Raw genomic sequence first — 14,836 nt, 5'->3', positions numbered from 1 at the left:
GTTCCGGCCGGCCCACGTACCGTCGTGGCCATGAGTCCGCATCCGCCCGCCCGCCGTCTGCGTCTCGGTCTGCCGAAACGGGTGTTCTCGCAGGTACTGCTGATGCAGTTGGTGATCGCCGCGGGGGTCGCGGTGCTCGCGACGGGCCTGTTCCTCGCCCCTTTGAGCAAGCAGCTGGATCAGGAGGCGATGCACCGCGCCCTGGCCATCGCGGAGACCACGGCCCAGGACCCGCAGATCGCCCAGGGCGTGCTGACCACGCCGCCGACCCGGAACGGTCCGGTGCAGAAAGAGGCCGAGCGGATCCGACGGGCCACGCACGCCGAGTACATCGTGGTGCTGGACCAGCACTGGATCCGCTGGTCGCATCCCACCCTGAAGGAGATCGGCCGGCAGGTCTCCACCGACCCCAGCGTCGCCCTGGGGGGCGAGGAGGTCATGGAGATCGACCGGGGCACCCTGGGCCGCTCGGCCCGCGGCAAGGTGCCCCTCAGGGACGCCCAGGGCAGGATCATCGGGGCGGTCTCGGTCGGCATCAAGTACGACAGCGTGCGGGCCGAACTCATCGGCGCGATCCCCGAGCTGCTCGCCTACGCCGGCGGTGCCCTGGCCGCCGGCGCGCTGGCCGCCTGGCTGATCTCGCGACGTGTCCAGCGCCAGACCCGCGACCTGGCCTTCTCGGACATCTCGGCGCTGCTCGCGGAGCGCGAGGCGATGCTGCACGGCATCCGCGAGGGCGTCGTCGCACTCGACCGCTCCGGCCGCATCCGCCTCCTCAACGACGAGGCGCACCGCCTGCTGGGCATCGACGACGAGGCCGTCGGGCGGCTCCCGGAAGAGGCGCTCGGCGAAGGACGTACGGCCGACATCCTGGGCGGCCGGGTGACGGGCACCGACCTGCTCACCGTCCGCGGCCAGCGCGTGCTGGTCGCCAACCGCATGCCCACCGACGACGACGGCGCGGTGGCCACCCTGCGCGACCGCACCGAGCTGGAGCAGCTCGGCCGGGAACTCGACTCCACACGCGGTCTGATCGACGCCCTGCGCGCCCAGGACCACGAACATGCCAACCGCATGCACACGCTCCTCGGGCTGCTCGAACTGGAGATGTACGACGACGCCGTGGACTTCGTCGGAGAGGTCGTCGGGGACCACCGCGCCACGGCGGAGCAGGTCACGGAGAAGATCCACGACCCGCTGCTCGCCGCTCTGCTGGTGGGCAAGGCGACGGTCGCCGCCGAGCGCGGCGTCGCCCTGTGGATCTCGGACCGGACCTGGCTCCCGAACCGGCTGATCGATCCCCGCGGGCTCGTCACGGTCGTCGGGAACCTGGTGGACAACGCGCTCGACGCGGTCGCGGGCACCCTCCACGCGCGCGTGGAGATCGAGTTGCGCGCCGAAGGGCGTACGGCCGTCCTCCGGGTGCGCGACACGGGGCCCGGGATCCCGGAGGAACAGCGCGAGTTGGTCTTCACCGACGGGTGGTCCACGAAGGAGCAGCCGGTCCATCGCAAGCGCGGCATCGGGCTCTCGCTGGTGCGCAGGCTCGCCGAACGGCAAGGGGGCAGCGCCTCGGTCGGCGAGGCGCACGGCGGTGGCGCGGAGTTCACGGTGATCCTGCCGGAGGCGTTCACCGCCCCGGCGCCGAAGCCGGCCCTGACCGCGCCCGTGGAGACGTCCGTCGAGGAGGAGTCGCGATGATCGGGGTCCTGGTCGTGGACGACGACACCAGGGTGGCGGCGGTCAACGCCGCCTACGTCGAGAAGGTGGCGGGCTTCCACGTCGTCGGCGAGGCGCACAGCGCGGCGGAGGCGCTGCGTCGGCTGGAGTCGCCGCCCCGTCCCGATCTGGTCCTCCTGGACCACCATCTACCGGACGAGACCGGTCTGGCGGTGGTCCGGGAGATGCGGCGGCGCGGCCACCAGACCGACGTGATCATGGTGACGGCGGCCCGGGACGTGGCGACCGTGCAGGCCGCGATGCGGCACGGCGCTCTGCAGTACCTGGTCAAGCCGTTCGCCTTCGCGGGGCTGCGCACCAAGCTGGAGGCATACGCGAGGCTGCGGCGCACGCTCGACGGCGGGGGCGAGGCGGAGCAGGCCGAGGTGGACCGTATCTTCGCCGCGCTGTCCGTCCCCCCGGAGCCGGGGCTGCCCAAGGGGCACTCCCCCGGCACCGCGGAGCTGGTGCGCCGGTCCCTGATGAACGCCGAGGGGCCGCTGTCGGCACAGGAGGTCGCCGCGCGGACGGGAGTGAGCCGGCAGACGGCCCAGCGCTATCTGAAGCTCCTGGAGCGCACCGGACGGGCCCGGCTGACCCTGAAGTACGGCGACGCGGGCCGCCCTGAGCACCGTTACGTGTGGGCGGCCCGCGCCTGAGGGCACGGCCTGTGGGGGCGGGGGAAGGGGCCGTACCCCTTCATGGATACGGATTCAGCCCTTGGTCTTCTCCACGAACTCGGTGGTGAACGTCTTGCTCAAGTCGACCTTGGCGTTCTTGATGTTGGGGTTGAACGCCTTGAGGACCTTCTCAACGGTCTCCGGACCGTTGTCGGGCATGACGCCGTCCTTGGTGAACATCGGCAGCGTGCTCTCGATGGCCGCCGCGTAGAGGAGCTTGTTGCCCTGCGAGTAGTCCGCGGGCATCTTGGCGGCGATCTGCGAAGAGCTGTGGGTGGACATCCACTTGAGCGTCTTGACGAATGCATTGGCCAACTTCTGGACGGTGTCCTTGTGGCTGTTGACCCAGTCGGTCTGCATGTACAGGCTCGACGACGGGTAGGGACCGCCGAGCGCCTCCTGCGACCCCTGCGGGGTCCGCATGTCGAGCAGGACCTTGCCCGCCTTCTTGTCCAGGATCGTGGCGACGGTCGGGTCGGTGGTCATACCGCCGTCGATGGAGCCCTTCTGCAGCGCCGAGATGAAGGTCGGTCCCGCTCCGACGGCGACCGGGGTGAACTCGTCGACGTTCACGCCGTTCTTGACGGCGAGGTACTTGGTCAGGAAGTCGGTCGACGACCCCAGACCGGTGATGCCGAGCTTCTTGCCCTTGAAGTCCTTGGGCGACTTGATGTCGCCGGCCGCCTTGTCGGAGACGATCTCCACCTCACCGGGCGCATGCGAGAACTGCACGACGGACTCGACGGACTTGCCCTTGGTCTGCAGGTCGAGGGTGTGGTCGTAGAAGCCGACGGCTCCCTGGACCTGCCCGGAGACGAGCGCGGTCTCGGCCTGGACACCGGCCGGCTCGCTCAGCAGCTCCACATCCAGGCCCTCGTCGTCGAAGTAACCGAGCCGCTGGGTGAGCATCGCCGGCATGTAGATGACCTTGTCCAGGCCGCCGACCATGATCTTGACCTTCGTGCCCTTGCCGTCCCCCTTGCTGCCGGAGCCGCTGGAGGCGGTGCCGGCCGCGTCGTTTGCGCAGGCGGTGAGGGAGGAGACGGCGAGCAGGGCGGCGGCGGCCAGGGTGGAGTATCTGACGGACTTGCGCATGGCGGTTCACGTCCTTGTGAGAGGGCGGTACGGGGAGAAGTGGGGGGCGGTGGGGCGGATCAGCTGTCGGAACCCGCCGGCTTCCAGCGGAAGATGCGGCGCTCGGCGAAGGTCAGCAGCCCCTCGGCGGCGAGCGCCACGACGGCGAGGATGACCATCGCCGCGTACACACCGGCCGTGTTGAAGGTGCCCTGCGACTGCGCGATGAGCAGGCCGACACCCTTGGTGGCGCCGATGTACTCGCCGACGATGGCGCCGATGAGGGCGAAGCCGAAGCTGACGTGAAGGCTGGTGAAGATCCACGAGGTGGCGGAGGGAACGACCACCTGGAGCGTCACACGGCGGTTGCCGGCGCCGAGGATCCTGGCGTTGGCGACAAGGTTGCGGTCGACCTCCCGGGCGCCCTGGAAGGCGTTGAAGAAGACCGGGAAGAAGACCAGGACGACGGCCGACGCGACCTTGGAGGCCGGGCCGAGTCCGAACCAGATCACGAAGATCGGCGCAAGGACGATCCTCGGTATCGAGTTGAGCACCTTGATGTATGGACCAAGGACATCGGCGAGGAAGGTGATCCGCCCGAGGACGATGCCGAACACGACACCGGCGATCACACCGAGCACCCAGCCGAGCAGCGCCTCGTAGAGCGTGTACCAGATCTGCTCGCCCAGGGAGCCGATGGCGGTTCCGTGCGCCACCCACGTGTAGACCTGGTCCCAGATCTTGGAGGGCATCGAGAAGTTGAAGGGGTCGATCACCTCGGCCCGGGAGAGCATCTCCCACAGTCCGAGGACGGCGACCAGGAGCAGGACACGGGCTGCCGTGACGACGATCTTGCGCTTACGGGCGGCACGCGCGCGGGTCTGCGACCGATCCGGCGCCTTGGCCGTGTCGACGACCGGCGTGCTGAGGACCTCAGGCGACATGCGCGGCACCCCTCTCACGGGTGATCCGGACCTCTTCGCCCAGGGACTCCCAGATCTCGCGGTAGATCTCGATGAAGCGCGGCTCCAGGCGCACGGACTCGACCTTGCGCGGCCGCGGCAGGTCGATGTCGAAGACCTGCTTGACGGTGGCGGGACCGGCGGTCATCACCACGACCTTGTCGGCCAGCGCGATCGACTCCTCGAGGTCGTGCGTGACGAACACGACGGAGGCGCCGGTGCCCGACCACAGCTCCAGCAGCTCGTCCGACATCAGGGCCCTGGTCTGCACGTCGAGCGCCGAGAAGGGCTCGTCCATCAGCAGGATCTCGGGATCGTTGACGAAGGTCGCGGCGAGCGCGACGCGCTTGCGCTGACCGCCGGAGAGCTGGTGCGGGTAGCGGTCCTCGAACGCGGCGAGCCCGACCCGGGCCAGCCACTCGCGCGCCTTCTCCTTCGCCTCGGCCTTCGGCACACCGCGGAAACGCGGGCCCGCCATGACGTTGGACAGGACCGTGCGCCAAGGGAAGGTGGCGTCCTGCTGGAAGACGAAACCGACCTTGTCGCCGACTCCGTCGACCGGTTCCCCGGCGACCAGAACCTCGCCCTCGGTGGGCTCCTCCAAGCCGCTGACCAGGGTCAGCGTGGTCGACTTGCCGCATCCCGTGGGGCCGACGACCGCTACGAACTCGCCGCGCCCGACCGTGAGGTCCAGCTCCCTGACGGCCGTGTGCAGACCCCCCGACGGGGTCTTGAAGATCTTGCTCGCGCCCCGTAGCTGGATGGCGGGGCTGATGTCTGCGCTCATGGCCGGGGACGGTAGATGTGGTCCGGGCCACAGCAGCAGCCTTGTGGGCGCATGCAGTTCTTTTGCTTGCAACAGCCTGTTGTGCTCTTTTTGCTCGCGCTAGAACTGCGGAGCCGAAACACGGGCGAAACGTTCGCCAGGCCTTGACGGAAAGAGGCCCGATGATTGACGTCCTGGTCGTGGACGACGACTTCCGCGTCGCTGAGATCAACGCCAAGTACGTGGGAAAGGTTCCCGGTTTCCGGGTGGCCGACCGCGCGCACAGTGCTGCTCAGGCGCTGGACAGCGTGCAGCGCGGAGGTATCGACCTCGTTCTGCTCGACCACTACCTGCCCGACCGGACAGGCCTCGAACTCGTCCACCGCATGCGGGACCAGGGGCACGGCACGGACGTCATCATGATCACGGCGGCCGGCGACGTGGGCACCGTGCAGGCCGCGATGCGTCTCGGCGCACTGCACTATCTGGTCAAGCCCTTCACCTTCGCCGCCCTGCGCACCCGTCTCGACTCCTACGCCGCCCTGCGCCGCACCGTCGACCGGGTCGGGGGCCGCGGAATCTCCGGCCAGGACCAGGTGGACCGGATCTTCGGCGCGCTGCGCACCGCTCCGGCCGCCTCGTCACCGGGCCTGCCCAGCGGCCACTCGGAGCCGACGAGCGACCTCATATGCCGCGTCCTGCACCACGCCGACCATCCGCTCTCGGCGCACGAGGTGGCCGCGGAGACGGGTCTGAGCCGTTCCACGGCCCAGCGCTACCTGCGCCACCTCGAACAGGCCGGCCGTCTCCGCCTCTCCCTGAAGTACGGCGACACGGGCAGACCGGAGCACCTGTACGCATGGGTGGCGCCGTAGCCGGGCGCACCCGCAGCCGTGCGCACCGCGCCGCCGCGCCGTGTGCCGTACGAAAGCGGGAGGCCGCGTGCCGTACGAGGGCGGACACGCGGCGCCCCACCCACGATCGACGTGTCGTGGCGCGGCGGAAGGCGGCCCTTCCTACACGGCCCCCGCCCCCGTCAGCGACCGCACCTCCGTCTCCGCGTGCTTGGCCTCGTCCGGGGTCTCGGAGGAGGTGACCGTGCCGAGCCAGCCCGCGAGGAAGCCCATCGGGATCGACACGAGGCCGGGGTTGCGCAGCGGGAAGTACTGGAAGTCGAGGCCGGGGAACAGCGATTCGGGGCTGCCCGAGACCACCGGCGACAGCGCGACGAGGACCAGCGCGGGAACCAGCCCGCCGTAGACGGCCCATACCGCGCCGCGGGTGGTGAAGCCGCGCCAGAACAGCGAGTACAGCAGCGCGGGGAGGTTCGCCGACGCGGCGACCGCGAAGGCGAGGCCGACCAGGAAGGCGACGTTGAGGTCACGGGCCAGCAGGCCGAGGGCGATGGCGGCCGCACCGATGCCGACCGAGGCCACGCGCGCCACGGCCACCTCGCTGTGCCGCCTCGCGCGGCCGCGCCGCAGGGACGCGTACAGGTCGTGGGCCACGGCCGCCGAGGAGGCGAGTGTGATGCCGGCGACCACCGCGAGGATCGTGGCGAAGGCGACGGCGGCGAGGACCGCGAAGAAAACCGTTCCTCCGGTGGAGTCCGCACCGCCTCCCAGGTCGAGGGCGAGAAGCGGGATCGCCGTGTTGCCTGCCGCGTTCGACCCACGGATCGCCTGCGGACCGACGATCGCCGCCGCGCCGAAACCGAGGACGATTGTCATCAGGTAGAAGCCGCCGATGAGCCCGATCGACCAGAGCGCCGAGCGCCGTGCCGCACGGGCGGTGGGCACGGTGTAGAAGCGGGACAGGATGTGCGGCAGCCCGGCCGTGCCCAGCACCAGGGCGAGGCCGAGACTGAAGAAGTCGAAGCGGGCGGTCCAGTCCCGGCCGTACTTCAGCCCCGGCGCCAGGAACGCGTCGCCGTGGCCGCTGCGTTCGGCGGCCGTCAGCAGCAGCCGGTCGAAGTCGCCGTGGAACCGCACCAGGACGAGCACGGTCAGGGCGACCGTACCGGCGAGCAGCAGGACCGCCTTGACGATCTGGATCCAGGTGGTGGCCCGCATCCCGCCCATCGACACATAGATCACCATGAGCGCGCCGACGCCGATGACCGTCCAGACCCGCGCCGCCGCGCTCGTCCCCCCGAGCAGCAGCGCGACCAGGCTCCCCGCCCCCACCATCTGTGCCACCAGGTAGAGAACGCAGACGGTGACCGACGAAGTTCCCGCCGCGATCCGGACGGGCCGCTCACGCATCCGCGCCGCGACCACGTCGGCCAGCGTGAACCGCCCGCAGTTGCGCACCAGTTCGGCGACCAGGAAGAGCACCACCAGCCAGGCGACGAGGAAGCCGACCACGTACAGCAGCCCGTCGTATCCGAAGAGCGCGATGAGTCCGGGCACCCCCAGGAAGGAGGCTGCCGACACGTAGTCGCCCGCGATGGCAAAACCATTCTCCATGGGCGAGAAGAGACGCCCGCCCGCGTAGAACTCCTCCGCGGAACCCTGCCGGTTGCGCCCCACCCACGTGGTGATCGCCAGGGTGACGGCGACGAACGTGCTGAACAGGCACAGTGCCAGCGCTTGGTGATGGCCCGTCACGACACCCCGCCCCGAACGCCTCGTGTCAGCTCCTGCGTGTCCCAGCGCAGTTCCAGGGCGGCCCGGTCCCTGCGCAGCCGTGCGTGCCGGGCGTAGGCCCAGGCGAACAGGAACGTCGTGAGGAACTGCCCGAGCCCCGCGAACATCGCCACATTCACGGAGCCGGCCACGGGACGCGCCATCAGTCCGGGGGCGGTCGTGGCCGTCACGACGTAACCCACGTACCAGACGAGGAACACGGCCGCTCCGGGCACCACGAACCTCCGGTAGGTGCCGCGCACCTCCTGGAACGCCGCGCTGCGCTGCACCTCGAGGTAGATGTCGGCCGCGGTCTCGTCCTCGCTCACGCGGCGCGCGGGGACGGCTTCCGGCGCGAGGACCCGTCCGCCCGGGCTGTCCGATTCGCCCCACCCGGAAGCGAGGGCGTCGTACCAGGGGTCGTCGTACCTCACGCCCTCCGACGCCTCGGCGGGCGACGGGCCGTGCCCCTCGGGGCGCGCGGCCCAACCATCGATGCCACCCCCGCCTGCGCGGGGTCGGCCGTTGCCTGACTGCATGCCCAAGGATGGACAGAACGGGAAGATCCCCGACTCTTCTTCTCCGTGCTCTTCACCCCATCAGGTGACTCACCCCGCGGGCGGCCGCGCCAGCCCCTTCGCATAGGCATAACGCACCGCCTGCGCACGGTCCTTGAGGCCCGTCTTGGCGAAGAGGTTGTTGATGTGGGTCTTCACCGTCGCGGTCGAGACATGCAGCCTGCGGGCGATCTCCTGGTTGCTGAGCCCCTCGGCGATCAGCAGCAGCACCTCGGTCTCGCGTGTGGTGAGGCCGTCCGGCGCCTCGGGCACGGCCGCCGGCGCGGGCTGCGGTCCCGGATCCGACAGCCGCTCCAGCAGCCGCCGCTGGATGCTCGGCGACAGCCCCGCGTCGCCGCACAGCACGCTCTGCACGGCCCGTACGATCTCGTCCCCGCCCGCGTCCTTGGTCAGATAGCCCCGTGCCCCCGCCCGCAGCGCCGGGAACAGGGAGTCGTCGTCCGCGTACGTGGTGAGCACCACGACCTGCGTTCCGGGGTGCTCGGCGCGAATGCGACGGGTCGCCTCCACCCCGTCGCAGCGAGGCATGCGCAGGTCCATCAGCACCACGTCCGGGGCGAGTTCGGCCACGAGCCGCACCGCTTCGTCCCCGTCCCCCGCCGCGCCGACCACCTCGATACCGGGCAGCAGACCCAGCAGCATCACGATGCCCTCACGCACCACCGTCTGGTCGTCCGCGACCACCACCCGCGCAGGCCGTTCCCCGGCCCCTTCCGTCATACGGGCACCTTCAACGTCACCACGAACCCCTCCTCGTCCGGCCCTGCCCGCAGCGAGCCGCCCAGCAGCTCGGCCCGCTCCCGCATGCCGAGCAGACCGTACCCGGCGCCGGCCCCGGTGAGCTCGCCGGGCGAGCCGCCGGAGTCCCGCACGTCCAGCGTGACGTGCTGGTCGCCGTAGTCCAGCCGCACCTGCACCTTGGCCCCCGGTGCGTGCTTGCGGACGTTCGTCAGGGCTTCCTGCGCGACCCTCCGCACGGCCTGCGAGGCCTCGGCCGGCAGTTGCAGGCGCTCACCCGTAATGGTGACCTCGGCACCCGCCGTCGTACCGGCGAGCTGGGCGAGGAACTCCTCCAGCGGAGTCATCTCGCCGCGCAGCGCGGACAGTGCCTGCCGTGTCTCGTCCAGGCCGTCACGCGCCATGCCCCGTGCCGCCACCACCCGCTCCAGGATCCGCTCGCGGTCGGCGCCCCGCTCGATCAGCAGCCGGGCCGCCTCCAGGTGCACGAGCTGCGCGGAGAGGCTGTGCGCCAGCACGTCGTGGATCTCGCGTGCGATCCGGGCCCGCTCCGCCAGCGCCGCCGACTCCGCCTCGGCGGTCCGCGCGGCCCGCTCCTGGGCGAGCAGTCTCTGGGCGTTGCCGCGTGCTTCGGCGTCGAGCCGGAGCGTGTAGCCGGCGAGGGCGAGGCCTCCCGTGGTGGCCGCCGTGGTCAGCCATACGTCGTTGTTCACCGCGGCGTACGACGACAGGGCGACGGAAGCCACCGGCAGGGCGGCCGCCAGTGGCAGCCGCTCGAGAGCGGTGACGGCACAGCCGCACCACAGGACGAGAGCGGGTCCCTGGAATCCTCCGGTGTGCGCCGCCACGGCGAGTGCCAGCAACAGGAGCATGCAGGCCAGCGACGGCACCAGCCTGTGCCGCAGGGTGGTGCGGTAGAAGGCCCAGGCGAGGAGGGCGGCCACGACCACACCGGCTCCGCCGGCGATCGCCACCCAGCCGTGGACCCGGCTGCTGTGGAAGGCGGCCCACAGCAGGAAGCCGACAGCGGCCCCCCTCACTGCCCAGGCGATCATTCGCCGGGCCTGTGACGTCCCCGCGCGGCCCAGCGCCTCCCTCGAGGGCCAGCGCGTCCAGGCGTTCTCCGTCACACACGCTCCTTCCGCGCGGGGCGGACCATGCTGTCACCGTACGCCGTGGTGGAACCCGCGGACGGAGCGACGGTCCGGGCCCGCCATATGAGGATTCCCGAGCGGACCAGGAGGGTGGCGGCGAGGGCGAGGAGCAGGGCCGCACTGTCCTGGTGCACACCGACGGCGGCACCGAGGGCGTAGAGGCCGGCCCGCAGGGCGATGCCGACGCCCCAGACGGTCACGCTCGCCTTGGTGCTCTTGCTCCACACCGAGCCGTCGGGCCCTGTCCATACGCGGGTGGTCCAGGCCCAGCCCGCGCCGGTCGCGAGGCCGATCAGCAGCTCGGCGCCGAGCAGGACGACCGATTCGATGCGGTGATGGACGTCCAGGATGCCGGGCTCGCGCACCGCGACGACGGCGAGGATCAGGGGGGCGAGCCACCAGCGCCTCCCGGCGCCTATCCGCTGCGCGCGGAACTGTCGGACGACCACCAGGACGACCACGGCCGCGATCATCAGCGCGTTGACGAGCCCGGGCATCAATGCCTCCGTGAGCGAAGAAGGGAGCGCCGCAGCGAGTGCTGCCGACGCCTTCGACGTTACGGAGATCCGCAGGTCAGCAGATCGGAGCCGGGGTGGATCGTGGGTGGAACCGCAGACCCTCGCCGGCTCCACCCACGGGTGGAGCCGGCGTGCGACACCGCTGGTGCCGGCCGGGCGGCCCGGCAGCGGACGCGCGGCGGCTACGCGTCGATGCGCGACCGGTCCAGCGTCGCCGCCGAACTGGAGATGAACTCCTTGCGCGGTGCCACGTCGTTGCCCATCAGCAGATCGAAGACCTGCTCGGCGGAGTCCAGGTCCGAGAGGTTGATCCGGCGCAGGGTGCGGTGGCGCGGGTCCATCGTCGTCTCGGCGAGTTGGTCGGCGTCCATCTCACCGAGGCCCTTGTAGCGCTGGATGGAGTCCTTGTACCGGATGCCCTTGCTCTGGAACTCCAGCAGCTTGTCGCGCAGCTCCCGGTCCGAGTACGTGTAGACGTACTTGTCCTGGCCCTTCTTCGGCTGGACGATCTCGACGCGGTGCAGCGGCGGTACCGCGGCGAACACCCGGCCCGCCTCGACCATGGGCCGCATGTAGCGGTGGAACAGCGTCAGCAGCAGGGTGCGGATGTGGGAACCGTCCACGTCGGCGTCGGTCATCATGATGATCTTGCCGTAGCGGGCCGCGTCGATGTCGAACGTCCGGCCCGAGCCGGCTCCTATGACCTGGATGATCGCGCCGCACTCGGCGTTCTTGAGCATGTCGGTCACGGACGACTTCTGGACGTTGAGGATCTTGCCGCGGATCGGCAGCAGCGCCTGGAACTCGGAGTTCCGGGCGAGCTTGGCCGTGCCCAGCGCGGAGTCTCCCTCCACGATGAACAGCTCGCTGCGGTCCACGTCGTCGCTGCGGCAGTCCGCGAGCTTGGCCGGCAGCGACGAGGACTCCAGGGCCGTCTTCCGGCGCTGCGCGTCCTTGTGCTGGCGCGCCGCGATCCGCGTACGGGCGGCGGCGACGGCCTTCTCCATGACCACCCGGGCCTGCGCGGCGGCGTCCCGCTTGGTGGAGGTCAGGAACGCCTTGAGCTCCTTGGAGATCACGGTGTTCACGATGCGGCGGGCCGCCGAGGTGCCGAGGACCTCCTTGGTCTGGCCCTCGAACTGGGGCTCGGCCAGACGGACGGTGACGACCGCGGTGAGGCCCTCCAGGGCGTCGTCCTTGACGATGTCGTCCTCGGCGACGCGCAGCAGCTTCTTGGCGCGCAGCACCTCGTTGAGCGTGCTGGTGACGGCCGTCTCGAAGCCCGCGACGTGCGTGCCGCCCTTGGGGGTGGCGATGATGTTCACGAACGACCGCAGGGTCGTGTCGTACCCCGTGCCCCAGCGCAGCGCGACGTCGACGTCGAGTTCCCGGGTGACCTGGGTGGGCGTCATCTGCCCGTGCTCGTCCAGGACCGGGACCGTCTCCCTGAAGGTGCCCTGTCCGGAGAGGCGCAGGACGTCGCAGACCGGCTTGTCGGTCGCCAGGTACTCGCAGAACTCGCTGATGCCCCCGTCGAAGCGGAAGGACTCCTCACCCTTGCTGCCGCCCTCGCCGAGGCCGAGCTCGTCACGGACGACGATGGTGAGGCCGGGCACGAGGAACGCCGTCTGGCGGGCGCGCTGGTGCAGCGTCTGCAGGGAGAGCCTGGCGTCCTTGAGGAAGATCTGGCGGTCGGCCCAGTACCGCGTACGCGTGCCGGAGCGGGACTTGGGGATCTTCTTGACCTTGCGCAGGCCGCTCTTCGCCTCGAACCGGGCGTTCGCGCCGTTCCCCGCGAAGGCGCCGGGGACGCCACGCCGGAAGCTGACCGCGTGGGTGTGCCCGTCCCGGTCGACCTCCATGTCCAGGCGGGCCGACAGGGCGTTGACCACGGAGGCGCCGACGCCGTGCAGACCGCCGGAGGCGGCGTACGAGCCGCCGCCGAACTTGCCGCCTGCGTGCAGTTTGGTCATGACGACCTCGACGCCGGACAGACCGGTCTTGGGCTCGACGTCGACCGGGATCCCCCGGCCGTTGTCCCGCACCTCCACCGAGCCGTCGTCGTGCAGGATCACGTCGATGTGGTCGCAGTGGCCCCCGAGGGCTTCGTCCACGGAGTTGTCGATGATCTCCCACAGGCAGTGCATCAGGCCACGGCTGTCGGTGGATCCGATGTACATGCCCGGACGCTTGCGCACGGCCTCGAGCCCCTCGAGGACGAGCAGGTGCCGCGCGGTGTAGTTGGAACCGTCCCGGTCTGCTCCTGCCAGCAGCGCTGTGGACGGCACGGACGTCTCGGCGGTCACGCGGTTCGCTCCTCGCTGAATTTCAGGTGGGGCCCTCATGGGTAAGGGCGCGGCTTCGGTAGCCGTCAAGAGGGTACCGAGGCCTGGTAGAGCCGTTGTAACGCCACCCTCGGGCTGAAGTTAAGAGTAGTCCAGTGTCGCATACGTGTTCGATCCCTCGATGGGGTGAAGTGCATATCACGTTCCCTTCCAGGCATGAACCATTTAGGCTCCGGGCACGTCCTCATGAACAACCGGCAAGCCAGCCGGGAGGACGAGACCATGGCAGACCGCGCGAACCCGTAAGACACGACAGACACGCAATACGGCACATTCGCCGCCAACCGCCAGCAGACAACCGTCCTCGAAGATTTTTTTCGAGGAGAGGCCCGGGGCGGGAACGTTTTGGGGCTGGTTGGATGTTGACCCTGGTACGACAGCTCGTCGAGCTAGAGAAGAGGCGACGTGACTACTGTTCTGACCCCCGCGAGCCCGCTGACGGCCGCTGATCGGTGCGACCGCTGCGGCGCGCAGGCCTACGTGCGCGTCGTCCTGCTCAGCGGCGGAGAGCTGCTCTTCTGCGCCCACCACGGTCGCAAGTTCGAGCCGGAACTCAAGAAGATCGCCGCTGAGATACAGGACGAGACGGAGCGGCTCACGACCGTTCCGGCAACCGCTTCCGAAGAAGAGCGCTGACACCTCGCGTCCACGACGAGCCAGATCCGGCACAGGCCGGCACACGGGCGGCGCAGCCCCTGCCACCAGGGACCGCGCCGCCCGCGCTCGTGTCCGGGACGCCGCCCGGACCCTCTCAGCGGGCGTCTCGGGGCACAGCAGCCCCGGCACTCCGCTCCCGCGCCCGCACGACCTCGGAGACGCGCGTGTAGACACCGGGGTTCTGCGCACGGCCGCAGCCGCTCCCCCAGGACACGAGCCCGATCAGCTTGCCCTGGGCGACCAGGGGCCCACCGCTGTCCCCCTGGCAGGCGTCGTGACCACCCGCCGGCTCTCCGGCGCACAGCATGCTCCTGGCCAGGTAGGCGCCTTCGGCGCCGTTCGGATACGCCTTCTCGCAGCGGGCGTCGGACAGCACATGCAGGCGTGTCGCCCGCAGACTGCGCGCGTAGTCGCCACCGCCCGTGAGGTCCCCCCACCCGGAGACCATGGCGCCGGTGCCCGGTCTGTAGGCGGGATCGCCCGCGGCCGCCATCTCGATGACCGAGCTCTGCGGCAGCGGTTCGGCCAGGGTGAGCAGGGCGTAGTCCTCCGCGTTGGTGCGGCTGTCGTAGTCCGGGCTCACCCGGACCGCGCGTACCGGGATCTCCTGGCCGCCGCGCGAGAGCAGGTCCGTACGGTTCGCGATGACCTTGAGGTCGCCGACGCGTTGCGGCGACACCCCCAGGACGTCCTCACCCATGCAGTGGGCGGCCGTGAGCACGGTCGTACGGCCGATGACCACGCCCCCGCAGAACTGCCCGGCCCGCGTTCCTCCGAACCGGTCACGGCTGGACAGCGCGACCGTCCACGGGCTCGCGGACACATCGATGGGAAAGCTCCCTATGACGACACTGTCGGCGGCCACGGGAGTGGCGTACAGCAAAGGTATGCCGGTCGCCGCGGCCGCAAGGGCCAGCGGCCGGACGAGCGCCCGGACGAAGAATCGACGCATGCAGGCTCCTCACTCTGGGTCGGTCCTGGGACACCCAGAGTCATCCAGCCCGCCGCACCCCGCACC

14 protein-coding genes are annotated in these 14,836 nt (G+C 70.3%); 4 read left to right on the top strand and 10 right to left on the bottom strand.

The genetic code is table 11. From position 1 onward, the window contains the following. Positions 1-30 precede the first annotated feature (30 nt). Positions 31-1,701, top strand: a complete 1,671-nt coding sequence (locus ACJ9NR_RS28960; protein ID WP_412492029.1) for an ATP-binding protein — start codon at positions 31-33, stop codon at positions 1,699-1,701. Then, a complete protein-coding gene (locus ACJ9NR_RS28955) occupies positions 1,698-2,378 on the top strand; it encodes a response regulator (protein ID WP_412492030.1) in 681 nt (226 codons plus the stop codon). The genes ACJ9NR_RS28960 and ACJ9NR_RS28955 overlap by 4 nt, the downstream gene beginning before the upstream one ends. Positions 2,379-2,432: 54 nt before the next feature. Here ACJ9NR_RS28955 and ACJ9NR_RS28950 read toward each other — a convergent pair whose 3' ends face one another. The 3 genes from ACJ9NR_RS28950 to ACJ9NR_RS28940 are packed head-to-tail and all read right to left on the bottom strand — an operon-like array spanning position 2,433 to position 5,222. Continuing rightward, a complete protein-coding gene (locus tag ACJ9NR_RS28950) occupies positions 2,433-3,494 on the bottom strand; it encodes an ABC transporter substrate-binding protein (RefSeq protein WP_412492031.1) in 1,062 nt (353 codons plus the stop codon). A 59-nt stretch (positions 3,495-3,553) separates the two neighbouring features. Beyond that, a complete protein-coding gene (locus ACJ9NR_RS28945; protein WP_412492032.1) occupies positions 3,554-4,417 on the bottom strand; it encodes an ABC transporter permease in 864 nt (287 codons plus the stop codon). Further along, entirely contained in the window at positions 4,407-5,222 is an 816-nt protein-coding gene (locus tag ACJ9NR_RS28940) for an ABC transporter ATP-binding protein (RefSeq protein WP_412492033.1), read from the bottom strand. The genes ACJ9NR_RS28945 and ACJ9NR_RS28940 overlap by 11 nt, the downstream gene beginning before the upstream one ends. 161 nt (positions 5,223-5,383) lie before the next feature. Between ACJ9NR_RS28940 and ACJ9NR_RS28935 the strand changes: the two genes are divergently transcribed. Continuing rightward, entirely contained in the window at positions 5,384-6,076 is a 693-nt protein-coding gene (locus ACJ9NR_RS28935) for a response regulator (RefSeq protein WP_412492034.1), read from the top strand. A gap of 141 nt (positions 6,077-6,217) precedes the next feature. Here ACJ9NR_RS28935 and ACJ9NR_RS28930 read toward each other — a convergent pair whose 3' ends face one another. The 6 genes from ACJ9NR_RS28930 to ACJ9NR_RS28905 form a co-directional block, all read right to left on the bottom strand. Beyond that, positions 6,218-7,810 (bottom strand): monocarboxylic acid transporter, encoded by a 1,593-nt coding sequence (locus ACJ9NR_RS28930; protein WP_412492035.1) that lies wholly within the window; start codon positions 7,808-7,810, stop codon positions 6,218-6,220. Then, a complete protein-coding gene (locus tag ACJ9NR_RS28925; RefSeq protein ID WP_412492392.1) occupies positions 7,807-8,367 on the bottom strand; it encodes a DUF485 domain-containing protein in 561 nt (186 codons plus the stop codon). Before ACJ9NR_RS28925 ends, ACJ9NR_RS28930 begins: the two co-directional genes overlap by 4 nt. A gap of 69 nt (positions 8,368-8,436) precedes the next feature. Then, positions 8,437-9,126 carry a response regulator transcription factor gene (locus ACJ9NR_RS28920; protein ID WP_412492036.1) on the bottom strand — a complete coding sequence of 230 codons (690 nt, stop codon included), beginning with the start codon at positions 9,124-9,126 and terminating at the stop codon, positions 8,437-8,439. Beyond that, on the bottom strand, positions 9,123-10,274 hold the full coding sequence (locus ACJ9NR_RS28915) for a sensor histidine kinase (RefSeq protein ID WP_412492037.1): 1,152 nt from the start codon (positions 10,272-10,274) through the stop codon (positions 9,123-9,125). Before ACJ9NR_RS28915 ends, ACJ9NR_RS28920 begins: the two co-directional genes overlap by 4 nt. Beyond that, entirely contained in the window at positions 10,271-10,795 is a 525-nt protein-coding gene (locus tag ACJ9NR_RS28910; protein WP_412492038.1) for a DUF1453 domain-containing protein, read from the bottom strand. Before ACJ9NR_RS28910 ends, ACJ9NR_RS28915 begins: the two co-directional genes overlap by 4 nt. Positions 10,796-10,998: 203 nt before the next feature. Continuing rightward, a complete protein-coding gene (locus ACJ9NR_RS28905; RefSeq protein ID WP_412492039.1) occupies positions 10,999-13,122 on the bottom strand; it encodes a DNA gyrase/topoisomerase IV subunit B in 2,124 nt (707 codons plus the stop codon). A gap of 444 nt (positions 13,123-13,566) precedes the next feature. On the opposite strand from ACJ9NR_RS28905, the gene ACJ9NR_RS28900 reads away from it, so the two are divergent. Further along, positions 13,567-13,797: a DUF7455 domain-containing protein gene (locus tag ACJ9NR_RS28900; RefSeq protein ID WP_242764899.1), complete on the top strand. Its 231-nt coding sequence runs from the start codon at positions 13,567-13,569 to the stop codon at positions 13,795-13,797. Positions 13,798-13,912: 115 nt separating this feature from the next. On the opposite strand, the gene ACJ9NR_RS28895 is transcribed toward ACJ9NR_RS28900, so the two are convergent. Next, positions 13,913-14,770 carry a serine protease gene (locus ACJ9NR_RS28895; RefSeq protein WP_412492040.1) on the bottom strand — a complete coding sequence of 286 codons (858 nt, stop codon included), beginning with the start codon at positions 14,768-14,770 and terminating at the stop codon, positions 13,913-13,915. Positions 14,771-14,836 lie beyond the last annotated feature (66 nt).

The organism is Streptomyces sediminimaris (genome assembly GCF_047049295.1).
Taxonomy (GTDB): Bacteria; Actinomycetota; Actinomycetes; order Streptomycetales; family Streptomycetaceae; genus Streptomyces; species Streptomyces sediminimaris.
This window is presented reverse-complemented; position numbering and strand designations above follow the sequence as displayed.

What these genes read in the sequence shown, in the direction of transcription:
- ACJ9NR_RS28960 (WP_412492029.1), top strand. Translation starts at nt 31, where the DNA reads ATGAGTCCGCATCCGCCCGCCCGCCGTCTGCGTCTCGGTCTGCCGAAA.
- ACJ9NR_RS28955 (WP_412492030.1), top strand. Translation starts at nt 1,698, where the DNA reads ATGATCGGGGTCCTGGTCGTGGACGACGACACCAGGGTGGCGGCGGTC.
- ACJ9NR_RS28950 (WP_412492031.1), bottom strand. Translation starts at nt 3,494, where the DNA reads ATGCGCAAGTCCGTCAGATACTCCACCCTGGCCGCCGCCGCCCTGCTC.
- ACJ9NR_RS28945 (WP_412492032.1), bottom strand. Translation starts at nt 4,417, where the DNA reads ATGTCGCCTGAGGTCCTCAGCACGCCGGTCGTCGACACGGCCAAGGCG.
- ACJ9NR_RS28940 (WP_412492033.1), bottom strand. Translation starts at nt 5,222, where the DNA reads ATGAGCGCAGACATCAGCCCCGCCATCCAGCTACGGGGCGCGAGCAAG.
- ACJ9NR_RS28935 (WP_412492034.1), top strand. Translation starts at nt 5,384, where the DNA reads ATGATTGACGTCCTGGTCGTGGACGACGACTTCCGCGTCGCTGAGATC.
- ACJ9NR_RS28925 (WP_412492392.1), bottom strand. Translation starts at nt 8,367, where the DNA reads ATGCAGTCAGGCAACGGCCGACCCCGCGCAGGCGGGGGTGGCATCGAT.
- ACJ9NR_RS28920 (WP_412492036.1), bottom strand. Translation starts at nt 9,126, where the DNA reads ATGACGGAAGGGGCCGGGGAACGGCCTGCGCGGGTGGTGGTCGCGGAC.
- ACJ9NR_RS28910 (WP_412492038.1), bottom strand. Translation starts at nt 10,795, where the DNA reads ATGCCCGGGCTCGTCAACGCGCTGATGATCGCGGCCGTGGTCGTCCTG.
- ACJ9NR_RS28895 (WP_412492040.1), bottom strand. Translation starts at nt 14,770, where the DNA reads ATGCGTCGATTCTTCGTCCGGGCGCTCGTCCGGCCGCTGGCCCTTGCG.